Source organism: Streptomyces sp. NPDC003248 (genome assembly GCF_055563235.1).
Genome location: NZ_JBVHDT010000009.1, coordinates 267,221 through 289,446, shown reverse-complemented (window position 1 = coordinate 289,446; position 22,226 = coordinate 267,221). Strand labels below are relative to the sequence as shown.

Here is a 22,226-nt window from a genome sequence, read left to right as displayed (position 1 = left end):
GACCTACTCCTGCTTCTTGCGCCGGGTGCCGAACACGATCTCGTCCCAGCTGGGCACCGCCGCGCGGCGGCCCGGACGGACGCCGTCGGCCTCGGCCTGGCGGTCGGTGGCGCCGATCAGGCGGTCGCGATGGCTGGTGACGGAACGCGGCATGAGGACGTCGGCGTAGGCGGAGCCGGCGGACGCGGCGGGCGCCGGGGGCTCCTCCTCGACCGGTTCCTCGACGGGCTCCTCCGGTTCCTCCGACGGCCGTTCGGGCACCACCAGGTCGCCGCGGAAGCTCGGGACCGCCTCCAGCAGGCTGGTCAGCGAGTCCCGCTCCCGCTCGCCGGTGCTCTCCTCGGCCGGTTCGGAGGCCTGCGCGGGCAGGCTCGGCCGTTCGAGAGCACGGTCCATCGAGCGGTCGCGCGGCAGCCGGGCGATGCGCGGCACGAACGGAAAGCTGGGCTCCGGAGCGGCCAGGTCGTCGGACTCGCCGATCAGGGACCGGGCCTCGTCGTCGACGGCCTGGACGAGCCGGCGCGGCGGGTCGTACGTCCAGCTCGCCGAGTGCGGTTCACCCGCGACCCGGTAGACGAGGAGGACCTCCCAGGTGCCGTCGTCCCGGCGCCAGGAGTCCCACTGGACGGTGTCCTTGTCGGCGCCGCGCAGCAGCAGCCGCTCCTGGACGGCCTCGCCGAGCTGGGGTCCCGCGTTCTCGCCGGGCCGGCGGACGGGCGTCTTGCGGGCACGTTCGGCCATGAAGGCGCGTTCGGCGAGAACCGGACCCTCGAAGCGGCGGACGCGGTCGACGGGAATGCCCGCCATCTGCGCGACTTCCTCCGCCGTGGCACCTGCTCGTATACGCGCCTGGATGTCGCGGGGGCGGAGATGGCTCTCCACCTCGATCTCGATCTGGCCGAGGCGGGGACGGTCGCCGCGGACGGCGGCGCGCAGACGCTCGTCAATCGGAAGCGTGTACTCCGTGCTGTCCGCAGCCTTCAGCACCAGCCGTGTGCCGTCATTCGAGACGGCCACGACACGCAGTTCGGGCATGGGGACCTCCCGGGTGGTGCCTGCCGACGTCACGTGCGTCGCTGCTTCCGCTAGTCGAGTGTGGCCTGCCCGGGTGCAGCCTGCCACAACCTTGCCGAGTTGCCCGGCGTGTCGGGCACGGGCCCTGGCTCGCCGTTATGGCACGGTTACCATTTCACCACGCTGAGTGACCGGTCGGCCACCCTGTGCAACTCGTCCCCTCCTGGCGGTCCAGCAAGGCCCCGGACATCCTGGTGGGAGACCGGGCCCCAGGGCTCGAAACAGTACTCCATTCGGCCCACGCGCGTGGATCGCCGCGCCGCCCAACTTCTGGCAAGAGGTGCGACTTGGCCGCCCCCTGCCCGATTTTCACGATCTTGAACGTGTCGAAGTTCACCCAACCGTCCGAAACGGAACCGGCCACCCACCGGCGCCCTTACGCCCCCAGGACCCTCCTCAGGTAGTCGTTCCCGAACAGACGGTCGGGGTCCAGCCGGTCCCGCAGGGCGGTGAACTCCGCGAACCGCGGGTAGACCCGGGCGAGGTCCTCGGAGTTGCGCGTGTGCACCTTGCCCCAGTGCGGCCGCCCGTCGTGCGCGGTGAAGATGCGCTCGGCCGCCGTGAAGTACGGCTGGTACGGCGTCCCCTTGGCCATGTGGACGGCGATGTAGGCGCTGTCCCGTCCGGAGGCGGTGGACAGCGTGATGTCGTCGGCCGGCGCGGTGCGCACCTCGACCGGAAAGCTGACGCGCAGGCCCGAGCGGTCCACCATCGCCTTCAGCTCGCGCAGCGCCCCGGTCACCGCCGCCCGCGGCACGGCGTACTCCATCTCCACGAACCGCACGCGGCGCGGGGAGGTGAAGACCTTGTACGGCACGTCCGTGTAGGTCCGCGCGGACAGCGCCCTGCTGGAGATCCGGGCGATCGCCGGGATCGTGGCGGGTGCCGCCCGGCCGACCCACTGGGCCGCCTGGAAGACGCCGTTGGAGAGGAACTCGTCCTCGAACCAGCCCGCGAGCTGCCCCACCGGCCTGCGCGGGCCGGCGCTGCGGTTGTTGCGCTTGGTGGTGGTGCTGCCGGTGTGCGGGAACCAGTAGAACTCGAAGTGCTCGTTCTCCGCCCAGAGGGCGTCGAAGTCGGCAAGCACCGCGTCGAGCGGCATCGGCTCCTCCCGCGCGGTGAGCAGGAAGACCGGCTCCACGGCGAAGGTGATCGCGGTGACGATGCCGAGCGCGCCCAGTCCGATCCGGGCCGCGGCGAAGATCTCGGGGTGCCTGTCCTTCGAGCAGTTGAGGATCGAACCGTCGGCGGTGACCAGTTCCAGCGCCGTGATCTGGGCGGCTATGGAGCCCGATGTGCGGCCGGTGCCGTGAGTGCCGGTGCTGGTGGCCCCGGAGACGGTCTGCTCCATGATGTCGCCCATGTTGGTGAGCGACAGGCCCTCGCGCGCCAGGGCCAGGTTGAGCCGCTTGAGCGGGGTGCCCGCCTCGACCGTGACGGTCATGTTCTCGCGGTCGACGTCACGGATGCCGGTCAGCAGATCAGGGCGGATCAGCACCCCGTCGGTCGCGGCGATCGACGTGAAGGAATGGCCGGTGCCGACCGCCTTGACCTTCAGCCCGTCCTCGGCGGCCCGGCGCACGGCCGCGGCCAGTTCGTCGGCGGAGGCGGGCGCGACCTCCCGGGCGGGGCGGGCGACGACGGTGCCGCCCCAGTTACGCCACGTGCCGTTCTTCCCGCTCGCTGTGCTGCTCAACGGTGCCTCCCCGACCCGGAGCCGGCCTGCCGAGCCGGCGGTACCCCAGGAAACCGACCGCGGCCGCGACGGCACCGGCCACCGCCGGCACCCCGTACCCGGCCCGCGCGCCGGCCGCGTCGATGACCCAGCCGGCTACGGAGGAGCCGAGCGCGACGCCGACGGCGAGCCCGGTGCTCACCCAGGTCATGCCCTCGGTCAGTTGCGCGCGCGGTACGTGCTCTTCGATGAGGGACATGGTCGTGATCATCGTCGGAGCGATGGCCAGACCCGCAACGAACAGCGCCACGGCCAGGAACGGCAGGTTCCCGACCAGTAGGAGGGGGATCATACTCACGGCCATCATGAACACGCCCAGCAGCCAGCGTCGTTCCGGCGCTCCCTCGAAGCGCAGCAGCCCGAAGACCAGGCCCGCCACGCAGGAACCCGCCGCGTAGAGGGCCAGGACCAGGCTCGCGGCGCCCTTGTGACCCTGCTCGTCGGCGAAGGCGACGGTGACCACGTCGACCGCGCCGAAGATCGCCCCGGTCGCCACGAACGTCGCCACCAGGACCTGAAGACCCTTCGAGCCCAGCGCCGAGCCGCCGCCCCGCCGCGCGCGCGGGTGCGGCTCCGGTTCGGTGGCCCGCTGGGCGGTCAGCCAGAAGACGCCGACGGCGAGGAAGCCCGCCGCCAGCAGGGGACCGGCCTCGGGGAACCAGGCGGTGGACAGCCCGATGGAGATGATCGGCCCGAAGATGAAGCAGACCTCGTCCACGACGGACTCGAAGGAGTACGCCGTGTGCAGCTGGGGAGTCCCCCGGTACACGGCCGCCCAGCGCGCCCGGATCATGGCGCCGAGGCTCGGCACGGAGCCGATCCCGGCGGCGCACACGAACAGCACCCAGTCCGGCCAGTCGAAGTGCGCGGCCAGCAGCAGCCCGGCCGACGCGGCGAGCGCGACCAGGGTCGCCGGGCGCAGCACCCTGCGCTGCCCGTACTGGTCCACCCAGCGTGAGATCTGCGGCCCGATCGCCGCGGCCGCCAGCGCGATGGTCGCCGAGAGCGCGCCCGCGAGCCCGTAGCGCCCGGTCAGCTGGGAGACCATCGTGACCACGCCGATGCCCATCATCGACAGCGGCATCCGGCCGAGGAACCCCGCGGCGGAGAAACCCTTGGAGCCGGGAGCGGCGAACAGGGCGCGGTAGGGGCTGGGCACGGAGGTCTCCGGGGGTCCGGTCACGCGTGCGGGCGGCTCGGCACGGCGCGAGGAAAGGCGGCTCTGCGGGGCTCGGTCGGGCATGCGGGGGACGCGACCGCGCGGGTAAGGCGCGAACGCAGCCCATACAGCTTACGAGTTAGGCAACCCTAACGCACCTCCCCTTCACACCCTCCACGCGGGCGCCACCCCGCCGGGCGAGCCGCCGACCACGGCTCCCCGGCCCACCGCCGTCCGCAGCCCCGCGGCGCCCCGGCCCACCGCCCGTCCGCAGCCCCGCGGCGCCCCGGTCCGCCTCCTGCCGACGCCCGCAGCCCTCGCGGCTTCGCGGTCGGTCTCCTGTCGCTGTCCGCAGCCTCGCGGCTTCGCGGTCGGTCTCCTGTCACTGTCCGCCGCCTCGCGGCTTCGTGGTCCGCCTCCTGCTGCCGTCTGTAGCCTCGCGGTTTCGCGGTCCGCCTCCTGCTGCCGTCTGTAGCCTCGCGGTTTCGCGGTCCGCTTCCTGCTGCCGTCTGTAGCCTCGCGGTTTCGCGGTCCGCCTCCCGCCGCTGGCGGCCGCCCCGCGGCTTCCCGGTCCGCCTCCCGCCGCCGTCCGCAGCCCCACCGCTCCCCGGCCCACCGCCGTCCGCAGACCCGCCCCCACTGCCGTTCGCCGGCACGTCCTCTCCCGCGGCGGAGCGGGGGCTTCACCCCGCGCCGCCGCGGCCGTCGCTTTTGTCCGGCACCCCGCCGTTTTCCGGCTGTCAGTGCCGGGTGGCAGGATCGAGTCATGCCAGACGCGCTCGATGCCACCCCCTACGACGCCCTGCTCCTGCTCTCCTTCGGCGGACCGGAAGGCCCGGACGACGTGGTCCCGTTCCTGGAGAACGTGACGCGCGGGCGCGGCATCCCCAAGGAACGCCTCAAGGAAGTCGGACAGCACTACTTCCAGTTCGGCGGGGTCAGCCCCATCAACGACCAGAACCGCGCCCTGCTGGACGCCCTGCGCAAGGACTTCGCCGACCACGGTCTGGCCCTGCCGATCTACTGGGGCAACCGCAACTGGGCCCCGTACCTGACGGACACCCTGCGCGAGATGGTCACCGACGGCTGCCGCCGCGTCCTCGTCCTCGCCACCAGCGCCTACGCCTCCTACTCCGGCTGCCGCCAGTACCGCGAGAACCTCGCCGACTCGCTGGCCGCCCTGGAGGCCGAGGGCCTCCCCCTGCCGAAGATCGACAAGCTGCGGCACTACTTCAACCACCCGGGCTTCGTGGAGCCCATGACCGACGGTGTGCTCCGGTCCCTCGCCGACCTCCCCGAGGACGTCCGGGACGGCGCGCACATCGCCTTCACCACCCACTCGATCCCCACGACCGCCGCCGACACCTCCGGCCCCGTGGAGGACCACGGCGACGGCGGCGCGTACGTCCGGCAGCACCTGGACGTCGCCCGGCTGATCGCCGACGCCGTCCGGGAACGCACCGGCGTGGACCGCCCGTGGCAGCTCGTCTACCAGTCGCGCTCCGGGGCCCCGCACATCCCGTGGCTGGAGCCCGACATCTGCGATCACCTGGAGGAGCGGCACGCGGCCGGCGTCCCGGCGGTCGTGATGGCCCCCATCGGCTTCGTCTCCGACCACATGGAGGTCCTGTACGACCTCGACACCGAGGCCACCGCCAAGGCCGGTGAACTGGGCCTTCCCGTGCGCCGCTCGGCCACCGTGGGCGCCGACCCGCGCTTCGCCGCCGCCGTCCGCGAGCTCGTCCTGGAGCGCGCCTCCGCCGAGAGCGGCCGGCCGGTCACCCCGTGCGCCCTGGGCGCGCTCGGCGCGAGTCACGACCTCTGCCCGGTCGGCTGCTGCCCGGCCCGTGCCCCCCGGCCCGCCGCGGCGGGCGCCGACAGCCCCTACGCGTGAGGACCGCCGTGACCGATCCCCTGCACACGGACCTGCTCGACCTCGCCCTGACGGCCGCCCGGCGGGCCGGCGAGCTGCTGCGCGACGGCCGCCCGGCCGACCTCGCGGTCGCCGCCACCAAGTCCAGCCCCATCGACGTGGTCACCGAGATGGACATCGCGGCCGAGAAGCTGATCACCGGCCTGATCGCGGAGCACCGCCCCGACGACGGCTTCCTCGGCGAGGAGGGCGCCGCCAGCGAGGGCAGCAGCGGCGTCCGCTGGGTGATCGACCCGCTCGACGGCACGGTCAACTACCTCTACGGACTGCCCACCTGGGCCGTCTCCATCGCCGCCGAACAGGACGGCGAGACGGTCGTCGGAGTCGTGGAGATCCCGATGCGCGGTGAGACCTTCCACGCGGTGCGTGGAGGAGGAGCCCGGGCGACCGGCGCCTGGGAGGGCGAGCGCACCCTCGCCTGCCGCCCCACGGCCCCCCTCGACCAGGCGCTGGTCTCCACCGGGTTCAACTACGTCACCGAGGTGCGCGCCCACCAGGCCGACGTCGCGCGACGGCTGATCCCGCTGCTGCGCGACATCCGGCGCGGCGGCTCCGCGGCCGCCGACCTGTGCGACGTCGCCGCCGGCCGCCTCGACGGCTACTTCGAGCGCGGACTGCACCCGTGGGACCTGGCCGCGGGCGACCTGATCGCCCGGGAGGCGGGCGCGCTGACCGGTGGACGCCCCGGAGAGCGCCCCTCAGGCGATCTGGCGGTCGCCGGTACCCCGGGCGTCTTCGAGCCCCTCCAGCGGCTGCTGGAGGACTTCGGGGCCTGGCACGACTGAGCCCGCCCACCGAGGCGGGCGCCACACACGCGAGGGGGCCCCGGCGCTGGATTCGCAGGGGCCCCTCGCGTGCGCGAACTGCGTCAGACGGCGGACGCGCCGACCTCCACACCGTGCTCGGCGGCGAGGCGGCGCAGGTCGTCGAGCTCGCCCTGCTCCACCTCGACGAGGAAGTCGTCGCCCTCGTCGCGAGCCCGCGTCAGGTCGGACTCGGTCGCCTTTATGCGCTGCAGAAGTCCTGCGGTGAATGCGTCCATGCTGCGCCCCCTCGTCCTTGGGTCGTGGGTCGGTGGCACGGGGGTGTGCCGGTTGGGAAGAGGCGATCACGTCTCCGGCGGATGCCCAGCGCGCTGCCCCGCTGGGCGGCGACGGTGCCGGGCACCCACGCCCGCTCTGCGGAAAGCGGTCGGAGTGCCACATGGTGCTACGGCACATGCAGAGCGTGATCGCGGGGTGTAAAGCCGTCCTCCCCCAGCTCTCTTCCGCGGAAACCTCAACCCGACGAGAAAATCTCGCATTCCCGGGCCCCTCACCCGTCGTTCATGGCCCGGGCCCCCCGCCTTACCGCCGACTTATGGCCGAAAAGGGCAGGATGGGAGCACACACTCACCAAGACCCCTGCCCGCGTGCGCCCACGGAGCGCCCCGCGGGCAGACACAGGAAGGACAAGCGACGTGCGCGTACTCGTCGTCGAGGACGAGCAGCTGCTCGCCGATGCGGTGGCCACCGGACTGCGCCGGGAGGCCATGGCCGTCGACGTCGTGTACGACGGTGCGGCCGCCCTGGAGCGCATCGGCGTCAACGACTACGACGTGGTCGTCCTCGACCGCGACCTCCCGCTCGTGCACGGCGACGACGTCTGCCGCAAGATCGTCGAACTCGGCATGCCCACGCGCGTGCTGATGCTCACCGCGTCCGGCGACGTCAGCGACCGGGTCGAGGGGCTGGAGATCGGCGCCGACGACTACCTCCCCAAGCCCTTCGCCTTCAGCGAGCTCATCGCACGCGTGCGCGCCCTCGGCCGGCGCACCAGCGTGCCCCTGCCGCCCGTCCTGGAGCGCGCCGGCATCAAGCTCGACCCCAACCGCCGCGAGGTCTTCCGCGACGGCAAGGAGGTCCAGCTCGCCCCCAAGGAGTTCGCCGTCCTGGAGGTGCTGATGCGCAGCGAGGGCGCCGTCGTCTCCGCGGAGCAGCTGCTGGAGAAGGCCTGGGACGAGAACACCGACCCGTTCACCAACGTCGTGCGCGTGACCGTCATGACCCTGCGCCGCAAGCTCGGCGAACCCCCGGTGATCGTCACCGTCCCCGGCTCCGGCTACCGGATCTGATCCCGTGGCCGCCACCCCGGCGCCTCCCCAGGCGCCCCCGAAGCCCACCTGGGACCCCAGGAGGCCCCAAGCCCCCTTTCCGTGGCTGCGCCCGACCATCCGGATACGGCTGACACTGCTCTACGGCGGGATGTTCCTGATCGCGGGCATCCTGCTGCTGTCGATCATCTACCTGCTCGCCGCGCACGCGCTGAACGTGGGCAGCGACCTGCCCTTCAAGATCGTCTCCGGCGGGGTGACGAGCGACGTCTGCAAGGTGCGCAGCGCCGAGCTGCCCGCGTCCGAGCTCAACCAGGCGCTGAACGACTGCGTCAACGAACAGCGCCAGCACGCCCTGGACGACCTCCTCAGCCGCTCCCTCCTCGCCCTGCTCGGCCTGGCCGTCATCGCCTTCGCCTTCGGCTACGCGATGGCCGGCCGCGTCCTGAGCCCGCTCGGCAGGATCCTGCGCACCGCCCGCGCGGTGGCCGGCTCGGACCTGTCCCGCCGTATCGAGCTGGACGGACCGGACGACGAGCTCAAGGAGCTCGCCGACACCTTCGACGACATGCTGGAGCGCCTCCAGCGCGCCTTCACCGCCCAGCAGCGCTTCGTGGGCAACGCCTCGCACGAGCTCAGGACCCCGCTCGCGATCAACCGCACGCTCCTCGAGGTGCACCTGTCCGACCCGAACGCGCCCGTGGAGCTCCAGCAGCTCGGCAAGACGCTCCTGGCCACCAACGAGCGCAGCGAGCAGCTCGTGGAGGGCCTGCTGCTGCTCGCCCGCAGCGACAACCAGATCGTCGAGCGCAAACCGGTCGACCTCGCCGAGGTCGCCGGGCAGGCCATCGACCAGGTGCACGGCGAGGCCGAGGCCAAGGGCGTGGAGATCCGCGGCACCCGGGAGACGGCGATCGTGCAGGGCAACGGCGTGCTGCTGGAGCGGATCGCCCTGAACCTGCTGCAGAACGCCGTCCGCTACAACGTGCCCGAGGACGGCTGGGTCGAGGTGAGCACCGAGATCCGGCACGGGCAGGCCGTGCTCGTGGTGTCGAACACCGGGCCGGTCGTGCCGGCGTACGAGATAGACAACATCTTCGAGCCGTTCCGGCGGCTGCGCACCGAGCGCACGGGCAGCGACAAGGGAGTCGGCCTCGGCCTGTCCATCGTGCGGTCCGTGGCGCGGGCGCACGGCGGTCACATCACGGCCCAGCCGCGTGAGGGGGGAGGGCTCGTGATGCGGGTCACCCTTCCTCTCTGAGATCATGTCGCCGACACACGCGGGGATGTTCGCTTTGCGCGGAATTTTCAGGGCTGTGATCCAGCTCCCTCGTGTGTGATCGATCACAAGGGCGATTTTCCGGCCATCTACTCAGAGTGATCATGGAGGCGGCCGGAAAGCCCGGAAACTCCGGGTTTTCGGGGGTCCTGATCACGGGAAGTACACGGTGAGGCGCCTTTGAAGTGCGACATTCGGACCGTGTACGGTCCCCATCGCCATCCAACCCGATCACTCAAGAGGAGTCCGGTTGGGTGTCGATTGAGTAACAGACCTTGATGTGAGGCAAAATCTCCGCCTCGAGGCGGGCACAAGTCCGGCCTCTCACGCGTTACGTGCGCTGGAGACACCGCAGACACCCAGAGGGGGAGAGGCGAAATGGCAACCGATTACGACACCCCACGCAAGACCGATGACGATGTCGATTCCGACAGCCTTGAAGAACTGAAGGCCCGGCGGAACGACAAGTCCGCCTCCGCCGTCGACGTCGACGAGTTCGAGGCCGCCGAGGGGCTGGAGCTGCCCGGCGCAGACCTCTCGAACGAGGAACTGGCCGTCCGTGTGCTGCCGAAGCAGCAGGACGAGTTCACCTGCATGAGCTGCTTCCTCGTGCACCACCGCAGCCAGCTGGCCCGCGAGAAGAACGGCCAGCCGATCTGCCGCGACTGCGACTGAGGGCGGGTCGGCCGTGACTGGCTCGACCCCTCCTCGGAAGCGCCGCTTCCCCTTCCCGGGAGCGGACAAGGGGCCGTCCGACGGCCCTCACGGCGTGCGTGACGACGAGCGAGGCTCATCCGGCCAGGGAACCGTCCCGGCGGGATCGGCCTCGCTCGAAGCTACGGGTGACCGGGGTGACCTCCCGGCAACGGGCCGCGCGCCCGTCGCGAGGCGACGGGCGGCGGTGGTCCGGGACAAGGCCGTCGACCTGGCCAGAGAAGGCGTCCGCAAGGGCGGCAGCCGGGCCAGGGCGGGCCTGGCCCATCTCACCGACCGCATCATCGACATGGCCCCCAGGATCCCCGTACGGGACCTGCGGACGCTCCGTCGGCAGTTCCCCGGCCTCGGGCCGGAGCAGATCGCCGACAGGCTGGTGGCCGGCGCGGCGAACGCCACGTCCACCGTCGGAGCGGGCATCGGCGCGGCGGCGATGATGCCCGTGCCGCCCGCGATGCCGACCGAGATCGCCGCGGAGATCACCGGCGTCGCGGCGATCGAGCTGAAGCTGATCGCCGAACTGCACGAGGTGTACGGCGTCCGCCCGCCGGGGAACCTCAAGGACCGCAGCACCGCCTACCTGCGCTCGTGGTCCGGCGAACGCGGCGTCGACGTGCTGAAGCCCGCCTCCTTCAACGGGGCGCTGGGCGGCCAGATGAAGCGCGAACTGCGCCAGCAGATCATGAAGCGCATGGTGCGCGACCTGCCGAACCTGATGCCGTTCCTGGTGGGCGCCGCGGTCGGCGCGCTCATGAACCGGCGCGACACCAAGAAGCTCGCCGCCAAGATCCGGGCCGACCTGCGCAAGATCCAGGTGCCGTGGGAGGCGCTGCCCGCCCTCCCGCCCCTGGAGAAGCCGGAGAACCCGCTGCCCCTCGGCGACGAGGACCCCGGACCGTCGGGGAACTGAGCACCTCTCGTACGGTGCGGGTGAGGCGCTCCGCGCGGTGCGGGCGACAGAGTGGGCGCCACACGCGCCTTCGCCGCCGTCCGCCGTACCGTACGCTGCCCGCTGCCCGCTGCCCGCTGCCCGCCGCCTCTGCCGCCGCCTGCTGCGCGGCTGCCCGCGGATGCCCTGCCCCGGTGCCCTGAGCGCCGTCCGCCGCGCTGCCCGCAGCACCCTGGCCCAACCGGGCCCGGCCCGCCCCCGGCGCCGTACCCCCGCGCACCAGCGCGCCGGCAGGGCCCGCCGGTCGCGCGCGGCGAGCTGCCGGTGGGGCTAAGCCGCCGTCTCCCGGGCCGTACGCAGGGCTTCGGCCAGGCGCTCCGGCTCGCGCGTCGACAGGTACAGGTAGGGGGTCGGGTCGTCCGGGTCGGTGACCTCCACGCGCAGCGCGGTCGGGATGTAGGCGCGCAGCAGGAGGAAGGCCCGGGTGTCGGCCTTGTACGTGCGCCAGGCGCGCGCCTCCTCGCGGTCCAGGACCTCCGCCTCGCCCAGCGCCGTGACGGGCACCTTCGCGTCGCCCGCGATCAGGGAGTCCCCGACGACCCGGATGCGGACGGAGCCGTAGGAGCTGGCCACGACCGCCGCGAAGGCGGTGCCGCCCACCAGGCCGCCGAGCAGGGGCAGCGTGCCGAACGGCAGCAGGATCAGGGCGAAGGAGACGCCCACGAGGAACGAGACGAACCACCACGAGCGGGGAGCGGTGAGACGTTCTTCGTAGGGGGTGGCGGAGAGCTGCATGGAGCCAAGCTTGGCACGGTGACCGGTATCGGCCGACGCGCGGGTAAGGTCTGCGGCTGTGAGTGGTACTTCCGCAGCTCTTCAGCCTCCGGCCGACGCCGTGAAACCGGTTCGGCACCCCGATGCCCCCGCGCCCGGCGAGCTTCTCGGTGCCCACTACGAACAGTGTTTCGGTTGTGGCGGCGCGCAGTCGCACGGGCTGCACCTGGAGGCGCGGGCCGGCGAGGGAGTCGCCCTCACCGCCGAGTTCACCGTGCGTCCCGCACACCAGGGCGCGCCCGGTCTGGCCCACGGCGGTGTCCTGGCCAGCGCGCTCGACGAGACACTCGGCGCGCTGAACTGGCTGCTGCGGACGATCGCCGTGACGGGACGGCTCGAGACCGACTTCCTGCGGCCCGTGCCCGTCGGCACGACACTGCACCTGGAGGCCGAGGTGACGGCGGTGGCCGGGCGGAAGATCTACTCGACCGCCACCGGGCGGATCGGCGGCCCCGGCGGGCCCGTCGCCGTCCGTGCCGACGCGCTCTTCGTCGAGGTCAAGGTGGAGCACTTCGTCCACCACGGCCGCGAGGAGGAGATCCAGGCCGCCATGAGCGACCCGGACCAGGTCCGGCGGGCCCGCGCCTTCGAGGTGAACCCGTGAGCCGGCCTCCGCTGAACGTGCAGATCCGGCGCGTCGACCCCGACGTACCGCTTCCGGCGTACGCGCACCCCGGTGACGCGGGGGCCGATCTGCGGACCACCGAGAGCCGGGAGCTGGCGCCGGGGGAGCGGGCGGTCCTGCCCACGGGGGTGTCCATCGCGCTCCCCGAGGGGTACGCGGCCTTCGTGCACCCTCGTTCGGGGCTCGCCGCCCGGTGCGGCGTCGCCCTCGTGAATGCCCCGGGGACGGTTGATGCCGGGTACCGTGGGGAGATCAAGGTGATCGTGGTGAATCTCGACCCGCGCGAGTCCGTGCGGTTCGAGCGCTTCGACCGGATTGCGCAACTGGTCGTCCAGCAGGTCGAGAGGGTCAGCTTCCAGGAGGTCGCGGAGCTTCCCGACTCGGTGCGGGCCGAGGGGGGCTTCGGGTCCACCGGTGGCCACTCCGCGGTGGACGGCGGGAGCGGCACAAGCGGTCAGGCCGCCGTGGGCGGCGCGACGGGTGGGAATCGATACGCTTCGGTCGTATCCGACCGGGAAGGACAGTGACGTGTTCGGACGTCGCAAGAAGAAGGGTGCCGCCGAGGACGCGGCCGGCGAGGCCGAGCAGGTCGTCGACAGTGTCGACACTGAGGCGGACGACGTAGAGGGCGAGGGCGAACGCGAGCGCGTCCGGCTCGAGCCGGAGCCCCGGCCCGACGGGCCCTGGGACAGCTCGGAGGTGCGTGACCCCGCCGAGGGCCGGGTGGACCTGGGCGGGCTCTTCGTGCCCGGTGTCGACGGCATGGAGCTGCGGGTCGAGGTCGCGGGCGACGCGATCGTCGCGGCCACCGTCGTGCTGCGCGACAGCGCCATCCAGCTCCAGGCCTTCGCCGCGCCCAAGCGCGAGGGCATCTGGAGCGAGGTGCGCGAGGAGATCGGCTCCGGCATCACCCAGCAGGGCGGCATCGTCGACGAGGTCGAGGGACCGCTGGGCTGGGAGCTGCGGGCCCAGGTGCCGGTGCAGCTGCCGGACGGCACCGGCGGCTTCCACGTCGTGCGGTTCGTCGGCGTGGACGGCCCCCGATGGTTCCTGCGCGGTGTGATCTCGGGCCAGGGCGCGGTGCAGCCGCAGGCGGCCGGCCTGCTCGAGCAGATCTTCCGGGACACGGTCGTGGTCCGCGGCGACGGCCCGATGGCCCCCCGCGACCCCATCGTCCTCAAGCTCCCGAACGACGCCCAGATGGTCCCGGAGGGCGTCCAGCAGGAGGAGGCGGGATCCCGCTTCTCCGGCGGCATGGGCCAGCTCCAGCGCGGGCCGGAGATCACCGAGGTCCGCTAGGCGTTCCGGTGCCCGGGCCGTCAGGCGTTCCGACGTTCGGTCCACCGGGCGTTCCGACCGCCGGGCCGTCAGGCATTCCGACGCTCGGTCCACCGGGCGTTCCGGCCGCCGGGCTTTCCGGAAAGGGCCGCACCCGACCGTGGGTGCGGCCCTTTGCGCTGCCCCCTCCCCGTCGTCGCTCCCCGCCGCACGGCCCCTTGACGCGTACATGGTCTGTACCTACGGTCTCCGATCAACGCCTGGTTCATAAGGGCGCTCTGTGTTCACACATGAGAACGGAGTCGCTGTGCGGAGAACCGCCTTCCTCATGACCGTCGCCGCCCTGCTGCTGGGTGCCCTCACGGCGCCGGCGACGACCCACCGCGCCGAAGCCGCCCCCACCGCCTTCGTCCACCCCGGCGTCGGCGTCTCCAGGGCCCAGCTCGACTTCGCCCGGCAGCAGGTCGACGCCGGCGCCCAGCCCTGGGCAGGAGCCTTCGACCGGACGCTGGCGAGCAGGTACGCCGACCTGGACCGTGTTCCCCGGCCCCGCGCGGTCGTCGAGTGCGGGTCCTACTCCCACCCCGACAACGGGTGCACGGACGAGCGTGAGGACGCCCTCGCCGCGTACACCCACGCCCTCGCCTGGTACGTCACGCGGGACGAGCGGTACGCCCGCAAGTCGATCGAGCTCATGGACGCCTGGTCCGCCGTGATCCAGGACCACACCGACAGCAACGCGCCCCTGCAGACCGGCTGGGCCGGTTCCTCCTGGCCGAAGGCCGCCGAGATCATCAGGTACGCGTACACCGGCGGCTGGGCGCACTCCGGCCGCTTCGCGACCATGCTCCGGAACGTCTACCTGCCCGAGGTCGTCAACGGCTCGAACTCCAACGGCAACTGGGAGCTGTCGATGACGGAGGCCGCCGTCGGCATCTCCGTCTTCCTGGAGGACAAGGCCGCGTACGACAAGGCCATGGCGCGCTTCCGCACCCGCACGGCCGCCTACGTGTACCTGGCCTCCGACGGCGACCTCCCGAAGACCGTGCCGAGCCAGAACCTGAACACCCGGGAGAAGATCGTCGCCTACTGGCAGGGACAGTCCACCTTCGTCACCGGCCTCAGCCAGGAGACCTGCCGCGACTTCACCCACACCGGCTACGGCCTCTCGGCGATCTCCCACGTCGCCGAGACCAGCCGGATCCAGGGGCAGGACCTCTACGGCACGGACGTCGGCGAGCGGCTGCGCCACGCCCTCGGCCTCCACGCCAGGTACGAGCTCGGCACGGCCGTCCCGAGCTGGCTGTGCGGCGGCTCCCTGCACCTCGGTCTCGGCCCGGTCACCGAGGTCGGCTACAACGCCCTGCACAACCGCCTGGGCATCGCGATGACGAACACCGAGGCCCTCACCCTGAGCAACCGTCCGGCGGGCAGCAACAACCTCTTCGTCGCCTGGGAGACGCTGACGCACGGGGACAGCACCGTGTGAACCGGTCGGGGGGTGTCGTCCGATGAACGGGTGAGAGCGGGCGGCGAACGAGTGAGGGGAGGGGCACGTGGATCCGTCGCATGTCCGGCACCTCGTCACCGGGCGGGGGAGGGGCCACCGCTTCCGGAAGCGGGCCGTCCGGCGGCCCGGCGGGCGGGTACGGTCGCGACAGTGCGCCCCGGTACGCTTCTGGTATGAGTGCTGTTCCTCGTTCCGAAAAGCCGGCAGGCCGGTTCCGGCGCATGCTCGACCGGCTCTCCTCGTCGCAGGAGGACCTGGAGTCCGAGGAGCTGCGGGAGGACGCGGACACCGCCGGCTGTATCCGGATCGGAGACTGCCAGGACCGGCAGATCGTGACCGTTACTGGTACCTTGCGCACGGTCACCCTGCGGCCGCGCGCCGGAGTCCCGGCCCTGGAGGCCGAGCTCTTCGACGGTACGGCCGCGCTGGACGTGGTGTGGCTGGGCCGGCGTTCCATAGTCGGGATAGAACCGGGGCGCCGCCTCATCGCATCGGGCCGGATCTCCATGAGCCGGGGCCGCCGGGTGCTGTTCAACCCCAAGTACGAACTGAGACCCCTCGGTAGGGAGTAGCCGGTGACGTCGCTCGACAAGCCGACCGAAGACACTCAGCAGGACGACGCCCGCACAGTGACGGAGGCCGCGCTGTTCGAGGCGTTCGGCGGGGTGCGGGGCATGGTCGAGACGGTGCTGCCCGGCCTGCTCTTCGTCACGATCTACACGGTCAACAAGGACCTGCACATGTCGGCGATCGCCGCGCTCGCGGTGTCGCTGGTCCTGGTCGTGGTCCGTCTCGCCATGAAGGACACCGTGAAGCACGCCTTCAGCGGTGTCTTCGGTGTCGCCTTCGGCGTCGTCTTCGCGATGATGACCGGCAACGCCAAGGACTTCTACCTGCCCGGCATGCTGTACACGCTGGGACTGTCGCTGGCGTACCTCGTCACCACCCTGTGCGGTGTGCCGCTGCTCGGGCTGATCCTCGGACCGGTCTTCAAGGAGAACCTCTCCTGGCGCACCCGCAACCCGGGCCGCAAGAAGGCGTACGCCAAGGCCAGCTACGCCTGGGGTCTGATCCTGCTCGGCAAGTGCGCCATCCTCTTCCCGCTGTACTGGTGGGCCGACACGACCCAGTTCGGATGGGTGCTGATCGCGTTGAAGATCCCGCCGTTCCTGCTGGCCGTCTGGCTGACGTGGGTGTTCCTGGCGAAGGCCCCGGCGCCGATCGACGTGTTCGCGGAGATGGAGGCCGCCGAGAAGGCGGAGGAGGACCGCAAGGCGACCGCCGCGGCGGAGCGGGGCGAGAGCGAGAGCGGGCGTCACCGCAGGGGGGCGTAGGTCCCGGTTCCGGCGTCCGTTCCGGCGTCGGCGCCCGTTCCGGCCCGGCGCCCGTTCCGGCGCCGGAGAGGCTCGTTCCCCAGCCGTTTGCCCGGACCCCGGCGTCCCTCGGCTCCGCCGAGCCCCCGCCCGCGCAAGCGAGAGGGCGCCCCCGGACTCCAGGGGCGCCCTCGTCGTCGTATCCCCGAAGGGACCGGCCGTATCCCCGAAAGGACCGGCCGTATCCCCGAGGGCTCAGCCGCCGGTCTCCTGCCGTCGCACCGACAACAGGTCCTCCAACTGCTCCTCCCGCGCCGGCGCGGCCACGAACAGCAGCTCGTCACCGGGCTCCAGCGAGTCCTCCCGGGACGGGGTGAGGACGCGCGTGCCGCGGATGATGGTGACCAGGGAGGTGTCCTCGGGCCACTCGACATCGCCGACCTGGGTGCCGGCCAGCGCCGACTCCTCGGGCAGGGTCAGCTCGACGAGGTTGGCGTCGCCGTGGCTGAAGCGGAGCAGACGGACCAGGTCACCGACGCTCACCGCCTCCTCGACCAGGGCCGACATCAGACGCGGAGTGGACACGGCGACGTCCACGCCCCAGGCCTCGTTGAACAGCCACTCGTTCTTCGGGTTGTTGACACGGGCGACGACGCGCGGAACGCCGTACTCCGTCTTCGCCAGCAGGGAGACGACCAGGTTGACCTTGTCGTCGCCCGTCGCGGCGATCACGACGTTGCAGCGCTGGAGCGCCGCCTCGTCCAGGGACGTGATCTCGCAGGCGTCGGCCAGCAGCCACTCCGCCTGCGGGACGCGCTCGACCGAGATGGCGGTCGGCGCCTTGTCGACGAGCAGGACCTCGTGGCCGTTCTCCAGCAGCTCGCCCGCGATCGAGCGGCCCACGGCACCGGCCCCGGCAATGGCGACTCTCATCAGTGACCGCCCTCCGTCGGACCCTCGGCGAACGACGCCTCGACCTTTTCCACCTCGTCGGTGCGCATCATCACGTGCACCAGGTCACCCTCCTGAAGCACCGTCTGCGAGGTCGGCAGGACCGCCTCACCGAGGCGGGTGAGGAACGCCACACGGACGCCCGTCTCCTCCTGAAGCTTGCTGATCTTGTGGCCGACCCAGGCGGCGGAGGCGTGCACCTCGGCGAGCTGGACCCCACCGGTCGGGTCGGTCCACAGCGGCTCGGCGCCCGAGGGGAGCAGACGGCGCAGCATCTGGTCGGCCGTCCAGCGGACCGTGGCCACCGTCGGGATGCCGAGGCGCTGGTAGACCTCGGCGCGGCGGGGGTCGTAGATGCGGGCCGCGACGTTCTCGATGCCGAACATCTCGCGGGCCACCCGGGCGGCGATGATGTTGGAGTTGTCGCCGCTGGAGACGGCGGCGAACGCGCCGGCCTCCTCGATGCCGGCCTCGCGCAGGGTGTCCTGGTCGAAGCCGACGCCGGTGACCCGGCGGCCGCCGAACGAGGAGCCAAGACGTCGGAAGGCGGTGGGGTCCTGGTCGATGACGGCGACCGTGTGCCCCTGCTGCTCCAGGGTCTGGGCGAGAGCGGAGCCCACTCTGCCGCAGCCCATGATGACGATGTGCACGACCGTCCTTCCGAGGTCAAGTGTTGCTGACTTGGCTGTAACAGGGTCTCAGACCGCCGACCAAGCTACACACGTGCGGTCGGTGGACGGCACCCCCGTGCACGGTCGGCGGCCTCAGCGACGGCTGATGCTCCACAGGCTGAGGGCGGTGAGAATGCCGAGGCCGACAAGGGTGCCTGCGGCACCGATCAGCTCCGCGGTGGTGTGCATGGAACCTCCCAAGGACGGGAGCGGGCGGGGGATTGTCATATAGGCATGGCGATTGCTCCGGGTGCACATTCCGTAGCCGCGCCGTGGCCGATTTCACCCGTGAGGCAGACGCGGCACGGCATCACCCGCCCGACCCCGGGGGAGGGTGGGCGGCCCGGTGTTCGAAGGCATACGATCCACTGTTGTGTCCAAACTGACCGACGTGCCCAAGCGGATTCTGATCGGGCGCGCACTGCGCAGTGATCGGCTCGGAGAAACGCTCCTGCCGAAGCGCGTCGCCCTGCCCGTCTTCGCCTCCGACCCCCTCTCCTCCGTGGCCTACGCGCCCGGGGAGGTGTTGCTGGTCCTGTCCATCGCGGGCGTGTCGGCCTACCACTTCAGCCCGTGGATCGCGGTCGCGGTCGTCGTCCTGATGTTCACCGTCGTCGCCTCCTACCGGCAGAACGTCCACGCCTACCCCAGCGGCGGCGGCGACTACGAGGTGGCCACCACCAACCTCGGTGCCAAGGCAGGCCTCACCGTCGCCAGCGCGCTGCTCGTCGACTACGTCCTGACCGTCGCCGTCTCCATCGCCTCCGGCATCGAGAACCTCGGTTCCGCGGTGCCCTTCGTCGTCGAGCACAAGGTGGCCTGCGCGGCCGCCGTCGTCGTGCTGCTGACGCTGATGAACCTGCGGGGCGTCAAGGAGTCCGGGAAGCTCTTCGCGATCCCGACGTACGTGTTCGTCGCGGGCGTCTTCATCATGATCGCGTGGGGTGCCTTCCGCGCGCTGGTCCTCGGCGACACCATGCAGGCGCCCACGGCCGAGTACACGATCAAGCCCGAGCACCAGGGACTCGCCGGGTTCGCCCTGCTCTTCCTGCTGCTGCGGGCCTTCTCCTCCGGCTGTGCCGCGCTCACCGGCGTGGAGGCCATCTCCAACGGCGTGCCGGCCTTCCGCAAGCCCAAGTCGAAGAACGCGGCCACCACGCTCGCCCTCATGGGCCTGCTGGCCGTCACGATGTTCTGCGGCATCATCGTCCTGGCCCTGGTCACCGACGTCCGCATGGCCGAGAACCCGGCCGCCGACCTGATGAAGAACGGCGTCGCCGTAGGCTCCGGCTACGTCCAGAACCCGGTGATCACCCAGGTCGCCGAGGCCGTCTTCGGCAAGACCAGCTTCTTCTTCGTGATCCTCGCGGCGGCCACCGCCCTGGTGCTCTTCCTGGCGGCCAACACCGCCTACAACGGGTTCCCGGTGCTCGGCTCCATCCTCGCCCAGGACCGCTACCTCCCGCGCCAGCTGCACACCCGCGGCGACCGCCTGGCCTTCTCCAACGGCATCGTGCTGCTGGCCGGCGCGGCGACCCTGCTGATCGTCCTGTACGGGGCCGACTCCACCCGCCTGATCCAGCTGTACATCGTCGGCGTGTTCGTGTCCTTCACGCTCAGCCAGACCGGCATGGTCCGCCACTGGAACCGCCACCTGGCGACCGAGACCGACCCGGCCAAGCGCCGCCACATGGTCCGCTCGCGCGCGATCAACACCTTCGGCGCCTTCTTCACCGGCCTGGTCCTGATCGTCGTCCTCGTCACCAAGTTCACCCACGGCGCCTGGGTCGCCCTGCTCGGCATGGTGATCTTCTACGGCACGATGACCGCGATCCGCCGCCACTACGACGGCGTGGCCGCCGAGATCGCCGCCCCCGAGGGGCCCAGCGACGACAGCGTCCGCCCCTCGCGCGTCCACTCGGTGCTGCTGATCTCCAAGATCCACCGGCCGACGCTGCGCGCCCTCGCCTACGCGAAGCTGATGCGCTCCGACACCCTGGAGGCGCTCACCGTCAACGTCGACCCGGCCGAGACGAAGACGCTGCGCGACGAGTGGGAACGGCGCGGCATCGAGGTACCGCTGAAGGTCCTGGACTCGCCCTACCGGGAGGTCACGCGACCGGTCATCGAGTACGTCAAGAGCCTGCGCCGGGAGTCGCCGCGCGACGCGGTGTCGGTGATCATCCCCGAGTACGTGGTCGGCCACTGGTACGAGCACTTGCTGCACAACCAGAGCGCGCTGCGGCTGAAGGGCCGGCTGCTGTTCACGCCGGGCGTGATGGTGACGTCGGTTCCCTATCAGCTCCAGTCCTCCGAGGCGGCGAAGAACCGGGCCCGCAAGCGGCAGGACTGGAGCGCTCCGGGCTCGGTGCGGCGCGGACCCGTGGCCGAGGGGCAGGCGAAGGAGCCGTCGGGTTCGGCCTCCTCGGGAACGGGGTCGTCGGGCTCGGGTTCCCCGGGGGCGGGCCCCGCGAGCTGACCGGGCCGATCCCCGTGCGGGGCGGCTCGTGGTGAACGGCCGGACGACAGCCACGTAGACTGGTGGGCTGTTGTCCGGCCGTTCCTCGTTCGACGTTGTGGAGTCACCCCGCCATGCAGGCAGAACCGAAGAAGTCGCAGGCGGGCTCCCGGTCGGGCGCCCCGGAGGGCTCGCCGCAGGGCTCGCCGACGGGCTCGCTGGTGGGCGAGGAGTACGAGGTCGAGATCGGCCCCGTCGCCCACGGCGGCCACTGCATCGCCCGTACCGACTCGGGGCAGGTGCTCTTCGTCCGGCACACGCTGCCCGGCGAGCGGGTGGTGGCCCGGGTGACCGAGGGCGAGCAGGGCGCCCGCTTCCTGCGCGCTGACGCGGTGGAGATCCTGGAGGCCTCCAAGGACCGGGTCGAGGCCCCCTGCCCCTTCTCCGGCCCCGGCCGCTGCGGCGGCTGCGACTGGCAGCACGCCAAGCCGGGCGCCCAGCGGCGGATGAAGGGCGAGGTGATCGCCGAGCAGCTCCAGCGGCTCGCGGGCCTCACGCCCGAGGAGGCCGGCTGGGACGGCACGGTGATGCCGGCCGAGGGCGACAAGCTGCCGGCGGGCCAGGTGCCGCAGTGGCGCACGCGCGTGCAGTACGCGGTGGACGCCGACACGGGCCGGGCGGGGCTGCGCCGGCACCGCTCGCACGAGGTCGAGCCGATCGACCACTGCATGATCGCCGCGGAGGGCGTCAGCGAGCTGGGCGTGGAGAAACGCGACTGGAGCGGCATGGCCTCGATCGAGGCGATCGCGGCGACGGGTTCGCAGGACCGCCAGGTGATCCTCACTCCGCGGCCGGGCGCACGCCTGCCGATCGTGGAGCTGGACCGGCCGGTGTCGGTGATGCGGGTCGGCGAGAAGGACGGCGGCGTCCACCGCGTCCACGGCCGCCCCTTCGTCCGGGAGCGCGCCGACGGCCGCACCCACCGGGTCGGCAGCGGCGGCTTCTGGCAGGTCCACCCGAAGGCGGCGGACACCCTGGTGACCGCCGTCATGCAGGGCCTGCTGCCCCGCAAGGGCGACACGGCCCTCGACCTGTACTGCGGCGTGGGCCTCTTCGCGGGCGCCCTCGCCGACCGGCTCGGCGAGAAGGGCGCGGTGCTCGGCATCGAGTCCGGCAAGCGCGCCGTCGAGGACGCCCGCCACAACCTCGCCGGCTTCGACCGGGTCCGGATCGAGCAGGGCAAGGTCGAGAGCGTCCTGCCGCGCACCGGGATCACCGAGGTCGACCTCATCGTCCTGGACCCGCCCCGCGCGGGCGCCGGCCGGGCGACGGTGGACCACCTGACCTCGCTCGGAGCACGGCGCATCGCCTACGTGGCGTGCGACCCGGCGGCCCTGGCGCGGGACCTGGGGTACTTCCGGGACGGGGGGTACCGGGTGCGGACGCTGCGGGCGTTCGATCTGTTTCCGATGACGCATCATGTGGAGTGCGTGGCGATCCTTGAACCGGTCTCGAAGGGCTCCTGACCTGCGGTTTTGCCTGTGCGCATTATGTGCGGTGTGGGCGTTACGGGCGATATCTTGACGCTGAAATGACGCTCGTGACGCTCATTTGACGCTCGTTCTGATGGGGTGTCACTTGCGCAATCGCAGGTCGTTTCGGGCGGCCAGTGTGTTCCCTGCGGTCCGTTCTTCGGGAAGCAGCGCTGCGA

21 protein-coding genes are annotated in these 22,226 nt (G+C 71.7%); 14 read left to right on the top strand and 7 right to left on the bottom strand.

Annotated features, from left to right (window positions below; genetic code table 11):
• Nucleotides 1–3: 3 nt before the first annotated feature.
• From sepH to ACZ3KJ_RS22610, 3 genes are all read right to left on the bottom strand, one after another.
• On the bottom strand, nt 4–1,035 hold the full coding sequence (gene sepH, locus ACZ3KJ_RS22620; RefSeq protein WP_467529418.1) for a septation protein SepH: 1,032 nt from the start codon (nt 1,033–1,035) through the stop codon (nt 4–6).
• Nucleotides 1,036–1,450: 415 nt separating this feature from the next.
• Nucleotides 1,451–2,770 (bottom strand): D-arabinono-1,4-lactone oxidase, encoded by a 1,320-nt coding sequence (locus ACZ3KJ_RS22615; RefSeq protein ID WP_467529417.1) that lies wholly within the window; start codon nt 2,768–2,770, stop codon nt 1,451–1,453.
• On the bottom strand, nt 2,730–3,968 hold the full coding sequence (locus ACZ3KJ_RS22610; RefSeq protein WP_467529415.1) for an MFS transporter: 1,239 nt from the start codon (nt 3,966–3,968) through the stop codon (nt 2,730–2,732). The genes ACZ3KJ_RS22615 and ACZ3KJ_RS22610 overlap by 41 nt, the downstream gene beginning before the upstream one ends.
• A 766-nt stretch (nt 3,969–4,734) precedes the next feature.
• Between ACZ3KJ_RS22610 and ACZ3KJ_RS22605 the strand changes: the two genes are divergently transcribed.
• Nucleotides 4,735–5,862, top strand: coding sequence for a ferrochelatase (locus ACZ3KJ_RS22605; RefSeq protein WP_467529414.1), 1,128 nt, complete (start codon nt 4,735–4,737; stop codon nt 5,860–5,862).
• An 8-nt stretch (nt 5,863–5,870) separates the two neighbouring features.
• Nucleotides 5,871–6,686, top strand: a complete 816-nt coding sequence (locus ACZ3KJ_RS22600; protein ID WP_467529412.1) for an inositol monophosphatase family protein — start codon at nt 5,871–5,873, stop codon at nt 6,684–6,686.
• A gap of 83 nt (nt 6,687–6,769) precedes the next feature.
• On the opposite strand, the gene ACZ3KJ_RS22595 is transcribed toward ACZ3KJ_RS22600, so the two are convergent.
• On the bottom strand, nt 6,770–6,943 hold the full coding sequence (locus tag ACZ3KJ_RS22595) for a hypothetical protein (protein ID WP_385070576.1): 174 nt from the start codon (nt 6,941–6,943) through the stop codon (nt 6,770–6,772).
• 417 nt (nt 6,944–7,360) lie between these two features.
• On the opposite strand from ACZ3KJ_RS22595, the gene ACZ3KJ_RS22590 reads away from it, so the two are divergent.
• From ACZ3KJ_RS22590 to ACZ3KJ_RS22575, 4 genes are all read left to right on the top strand, one after another.
• Entirely contained in the window at nt 7,361–8,014 is a 654-nt protein-coding gene (locus tag ACZ3KJ_RS22590; protein ID WP_003993508.1) for a response regulator transcription factor, read from the top strand.
• Nucleotides 8,015–8,018: 4 nt separating this feature from the next.
• Nucleotides 8,019–9,254 (top strand): sensor histidine kinase, encoded by a 1,236-nt coding sequence (locus tag ACZ3KJ_RS22585; protein ID WP_467529409.1) that lies wholly within the window; start codon nt 8,019–8,021, stop codon nt 9,252–9,254.
• A 396-nt stretch (nt 9,255–9,650) separates the two neighbouring features.
• Nucleotides 9,651–9,947 (top strand): DUF4193 domain-containing protein, encoded by a 297-nt coding sequence (locus ACZ3KJ_RS22580; RefSeq protein ID WP_003993510.1) that lies wholly within the window; start codon nt 9,651–9,653, stop codon nt 9,945–9,947.
• Between the two features lie 13 nt (nt 9,948–9,960).
• Nucleotides 9,961–10,896 carry a hypothetical protein gene (locus ACZ3KJ_RS22575; RefSeq protein ID WP_467529408.1) on the top strand — a complete coding sequence of 312 codons (936 nt, stop codon included), beginning with the start codon at nt 9,961–9,963 and terminating at the stop codon, nt 10,894–10,896.
• A gap of 309 nt (nt 10,897–11,205) precedes the next feature.
• Here ACZ3KJ_RS22575 and ACZ3KJ_RS22570 read toward each other — a convergent pair whose 3' ends face one another.
• The gene (locus ACZ3KJ_RS22570) at nt 11,206–11,670 is read right to left on the bottom strand and encodes a DUF3093 domain-containing protein (protein WP_389515675.1); all 465 of its coding nucleotides are present in this window, start codon (nt 11,668–11,670) and stop codon (nt 11,206–11,208) included.
• Nucleotides 11,671–11,728: 58 nt separating this feature from the next.
• Here ACZ3KJ_RS22570 and ACZ3KJ_RS22565 point away from each other — a divergent pair, with 58 nt between their 5' ends.
• The 6 genes from ACZ3KJ_RS22565 to ACZ3KJ_RS22540 all read left to right on the top strand — a co-directional run bounded on the left by ACZ3KJ_RS22565 (nt 11,729) and on the right by ACZ3KJ_RS22540 (nt 16,456).
• Entirely contained in the window at nt 11,729–12,313 is a 585-nt protein-coding gene (locus ACZ3KJ_RS22565) for a PaaI family thioesterase (RefSeq protein WP_467529406.1), read from the top strand.
• Nucleotides 12,310–12,861: a dUTP diphosphatase gene (gene dut, locus ACZ3KJ_RS22560; protein ID WP_467529404.1), complete on the top strand. Its 552-nt coding sequence runs from the start codon at nt 12,310–12,312 to the stop codon at nt 12,859–12,861. The genes ACZ3KJ_RS22565 and dut overlap by 4 nt, the downstream gene beginning before the upstream one ends.
• 1 nt (nt 12,862) lies before the next feature.
• Nucleotides 12,863–13,633: a DUF3710 domain-containing protein gene (locus tag ACZ3KJ_RS22555; RefSeq protein ID WP_467529402.1), complete on the top strand. Its 771-nt coding sequence runs from the start codon at nt 12,863–12,865 to the stop codon at nt 13,631–13,633.
• Nucleotides 13,634–13,940: 307 nt separating this feature from the next.
• The gene (locus tag ACZ3KJ_RS22550; protein ID WP_467529477.1) at nt 13,941–15,101 is read left to right on the top strand and encodes an alginate lyase family protein; all 1,161 of its coding nucleotides are present in this window, start codon (nt 13,941–13,943) and stop codon (nt 15,099–15,101) included.
• A gap of 194 nt (nt 15,102–15,295) precedes the next feature.
• The gene (locus ACZ3KJ_RS22545) at nt 15,296–15,694 is read left to right on the top strand and encodes an OB-fold nucleic acid binding domain-containing protein (protein ID WP_385070595.1); all 399 of its coding nucleotides are present in this window, start codon (nt 15,296–15,298) and stop codon (nt 15,692–15,694) included.
• A gap of 3 nt (nt 15,695–15,697) precedes the next feature.
• Nucleotides 15,698–16,456: a DUF3159 domain-containing protein gene (locus ACZ3KJ_RS22540; protein WP_467529400.1), complete on the top strand. Its 759-nt coding sequence runs from the start codon at nt 15,698–15,700 to the stop codon at nt 16,454–16,456.
• A gap of 234 nt (nt 16,457–16,690) precedes the next feature.
• Here the strand turns inward: ACZ3KJ_RS22540 and ACZ3KJ_RS22535 are convergent, their stop codons facing one another.
• Nucleotides 16,691–17,368 carry a potassium channel family protein gene (locus ACZ3KJ_RS22535; protein ID WP_389515665.1) on the bottom strand — a complete coding sequence of 226 codons (678 nt, stop codon included), beginning with the start codon at nt 17,366–17,368 and terminating at the stop codon, nt 16,691–16,693.
• The gene (locus tag ACZ3KJ_RS22530) at nt 17,368–18,036 is read right to left on the bottom strand and encodes a potassium channel family protein (protein ID WP_401696718.1); all 669 of its coding nucleotides are present in this window, start codon (nt 18,034–18,036) and stop codon (nt 17,368–17,370) included. Before ACZ3KJ_RS22530 ends, ACZ3KJ_RS22535 begins: the two co-directional genes overlap by 1 nt.
• A gap of 394 nt (nt 18,037–18,430) precedes the next feature.
• On the opposite strand from ACZ3KJ_RS22530, the gene ACZ3KJ_RS22525 reads away from it, so the two are divergent.
• On the top strand, nt 18,431–20,536 hold the full coding sequence (locus tag ACZ3KJ_RS22525) for an APC family permease (protein ID WP_467529397.1): 2,106 nt from the start codon (nt 18,431–18,433) through the stop codon (nt 20,534–20,536).
• Nucleotides 20,537–20,649: 113 nt separating this feature from the next.
• Nucleotides 20,650–22,041 (top strand): class I SAM-dependent RNA methyltransferase, encoded by a 1,392-nt coding sequence (locus ACZ3KJ_RS22520; RefSeq protein ID WP_467529396.1) that lies wholly within the window; start codon nt 20,650–20,652, stop codon nt 22,039–22,041.
• Nucleotides 22,042–22,226: the final 185 nt, after the last annotated feature.

Coding starts and splice junctions, on each gene's coding strand:
- sepH (WP_467529418.1), bottom strand. CDS start 1,035: ATGCCCGAACTGCGTGTCGTGGCCGTCTCGAATGACGGCACACGGCTG.
- ACZ3KJ_RS22605 (WP_467529414.1), top strand. CDS start 4,735: ATGCCAGACGCGCTCGATGCCACCCCCTACGACGCCCTGCTCCTGCTC.
- ACZ3KJ_RS22595 (WP_385070576.1), bottom strand. CDS start 6,943: ATGGACGCATTCACCGCAGGACTTCTGCAGCGCATAAAGGCGACCGAG.
- ACZ3KJ_RS22580 (WP_003993510.1), top strand. CDS start 9,651: ATGGCAACCGATTACGACACCCCACGCAAGACCGATGACGATGTCGAT.
- ACZ3KJ_RS22570 (WP_389515675.1), bottom strand. CDS start 11,670: ATGCAGCTCTCCGCCACCCCCTACGAAGAACGTCTCACCGCTCCCCGC.
- ACZ3KJ_RS22550 (WP_467529477.1), top strand. CDS start 13,941: ATGACCGTCGCCGCCCTGCTGCTGGGTGCCCTCACGGCGCCGGCGACG.
- ACZ3KJ_RS22545 (WP_385070595.1), top strand. CDS start 15,296: ATGAGTGCTGTTCCTCGTTCCGAAAAGCCGGCAGGCCGGTTCCGGCGC.
- ACZ3KJ_RS22535 (WP_389515665.1), bottom strand. CDS start 17,368: ATGAGAGTCGCCATTGCCGGGGCCGGTGCCGTGGGCCGCTCGATCGCG.
- ACZ3KJ_RS22520 (WP_467529396.1), top strand. CDS start 20,650: ATGCAGGCAGAACCGAAGAAGTCGCAGGCGGGCTCCCGGTCGGGCGCC.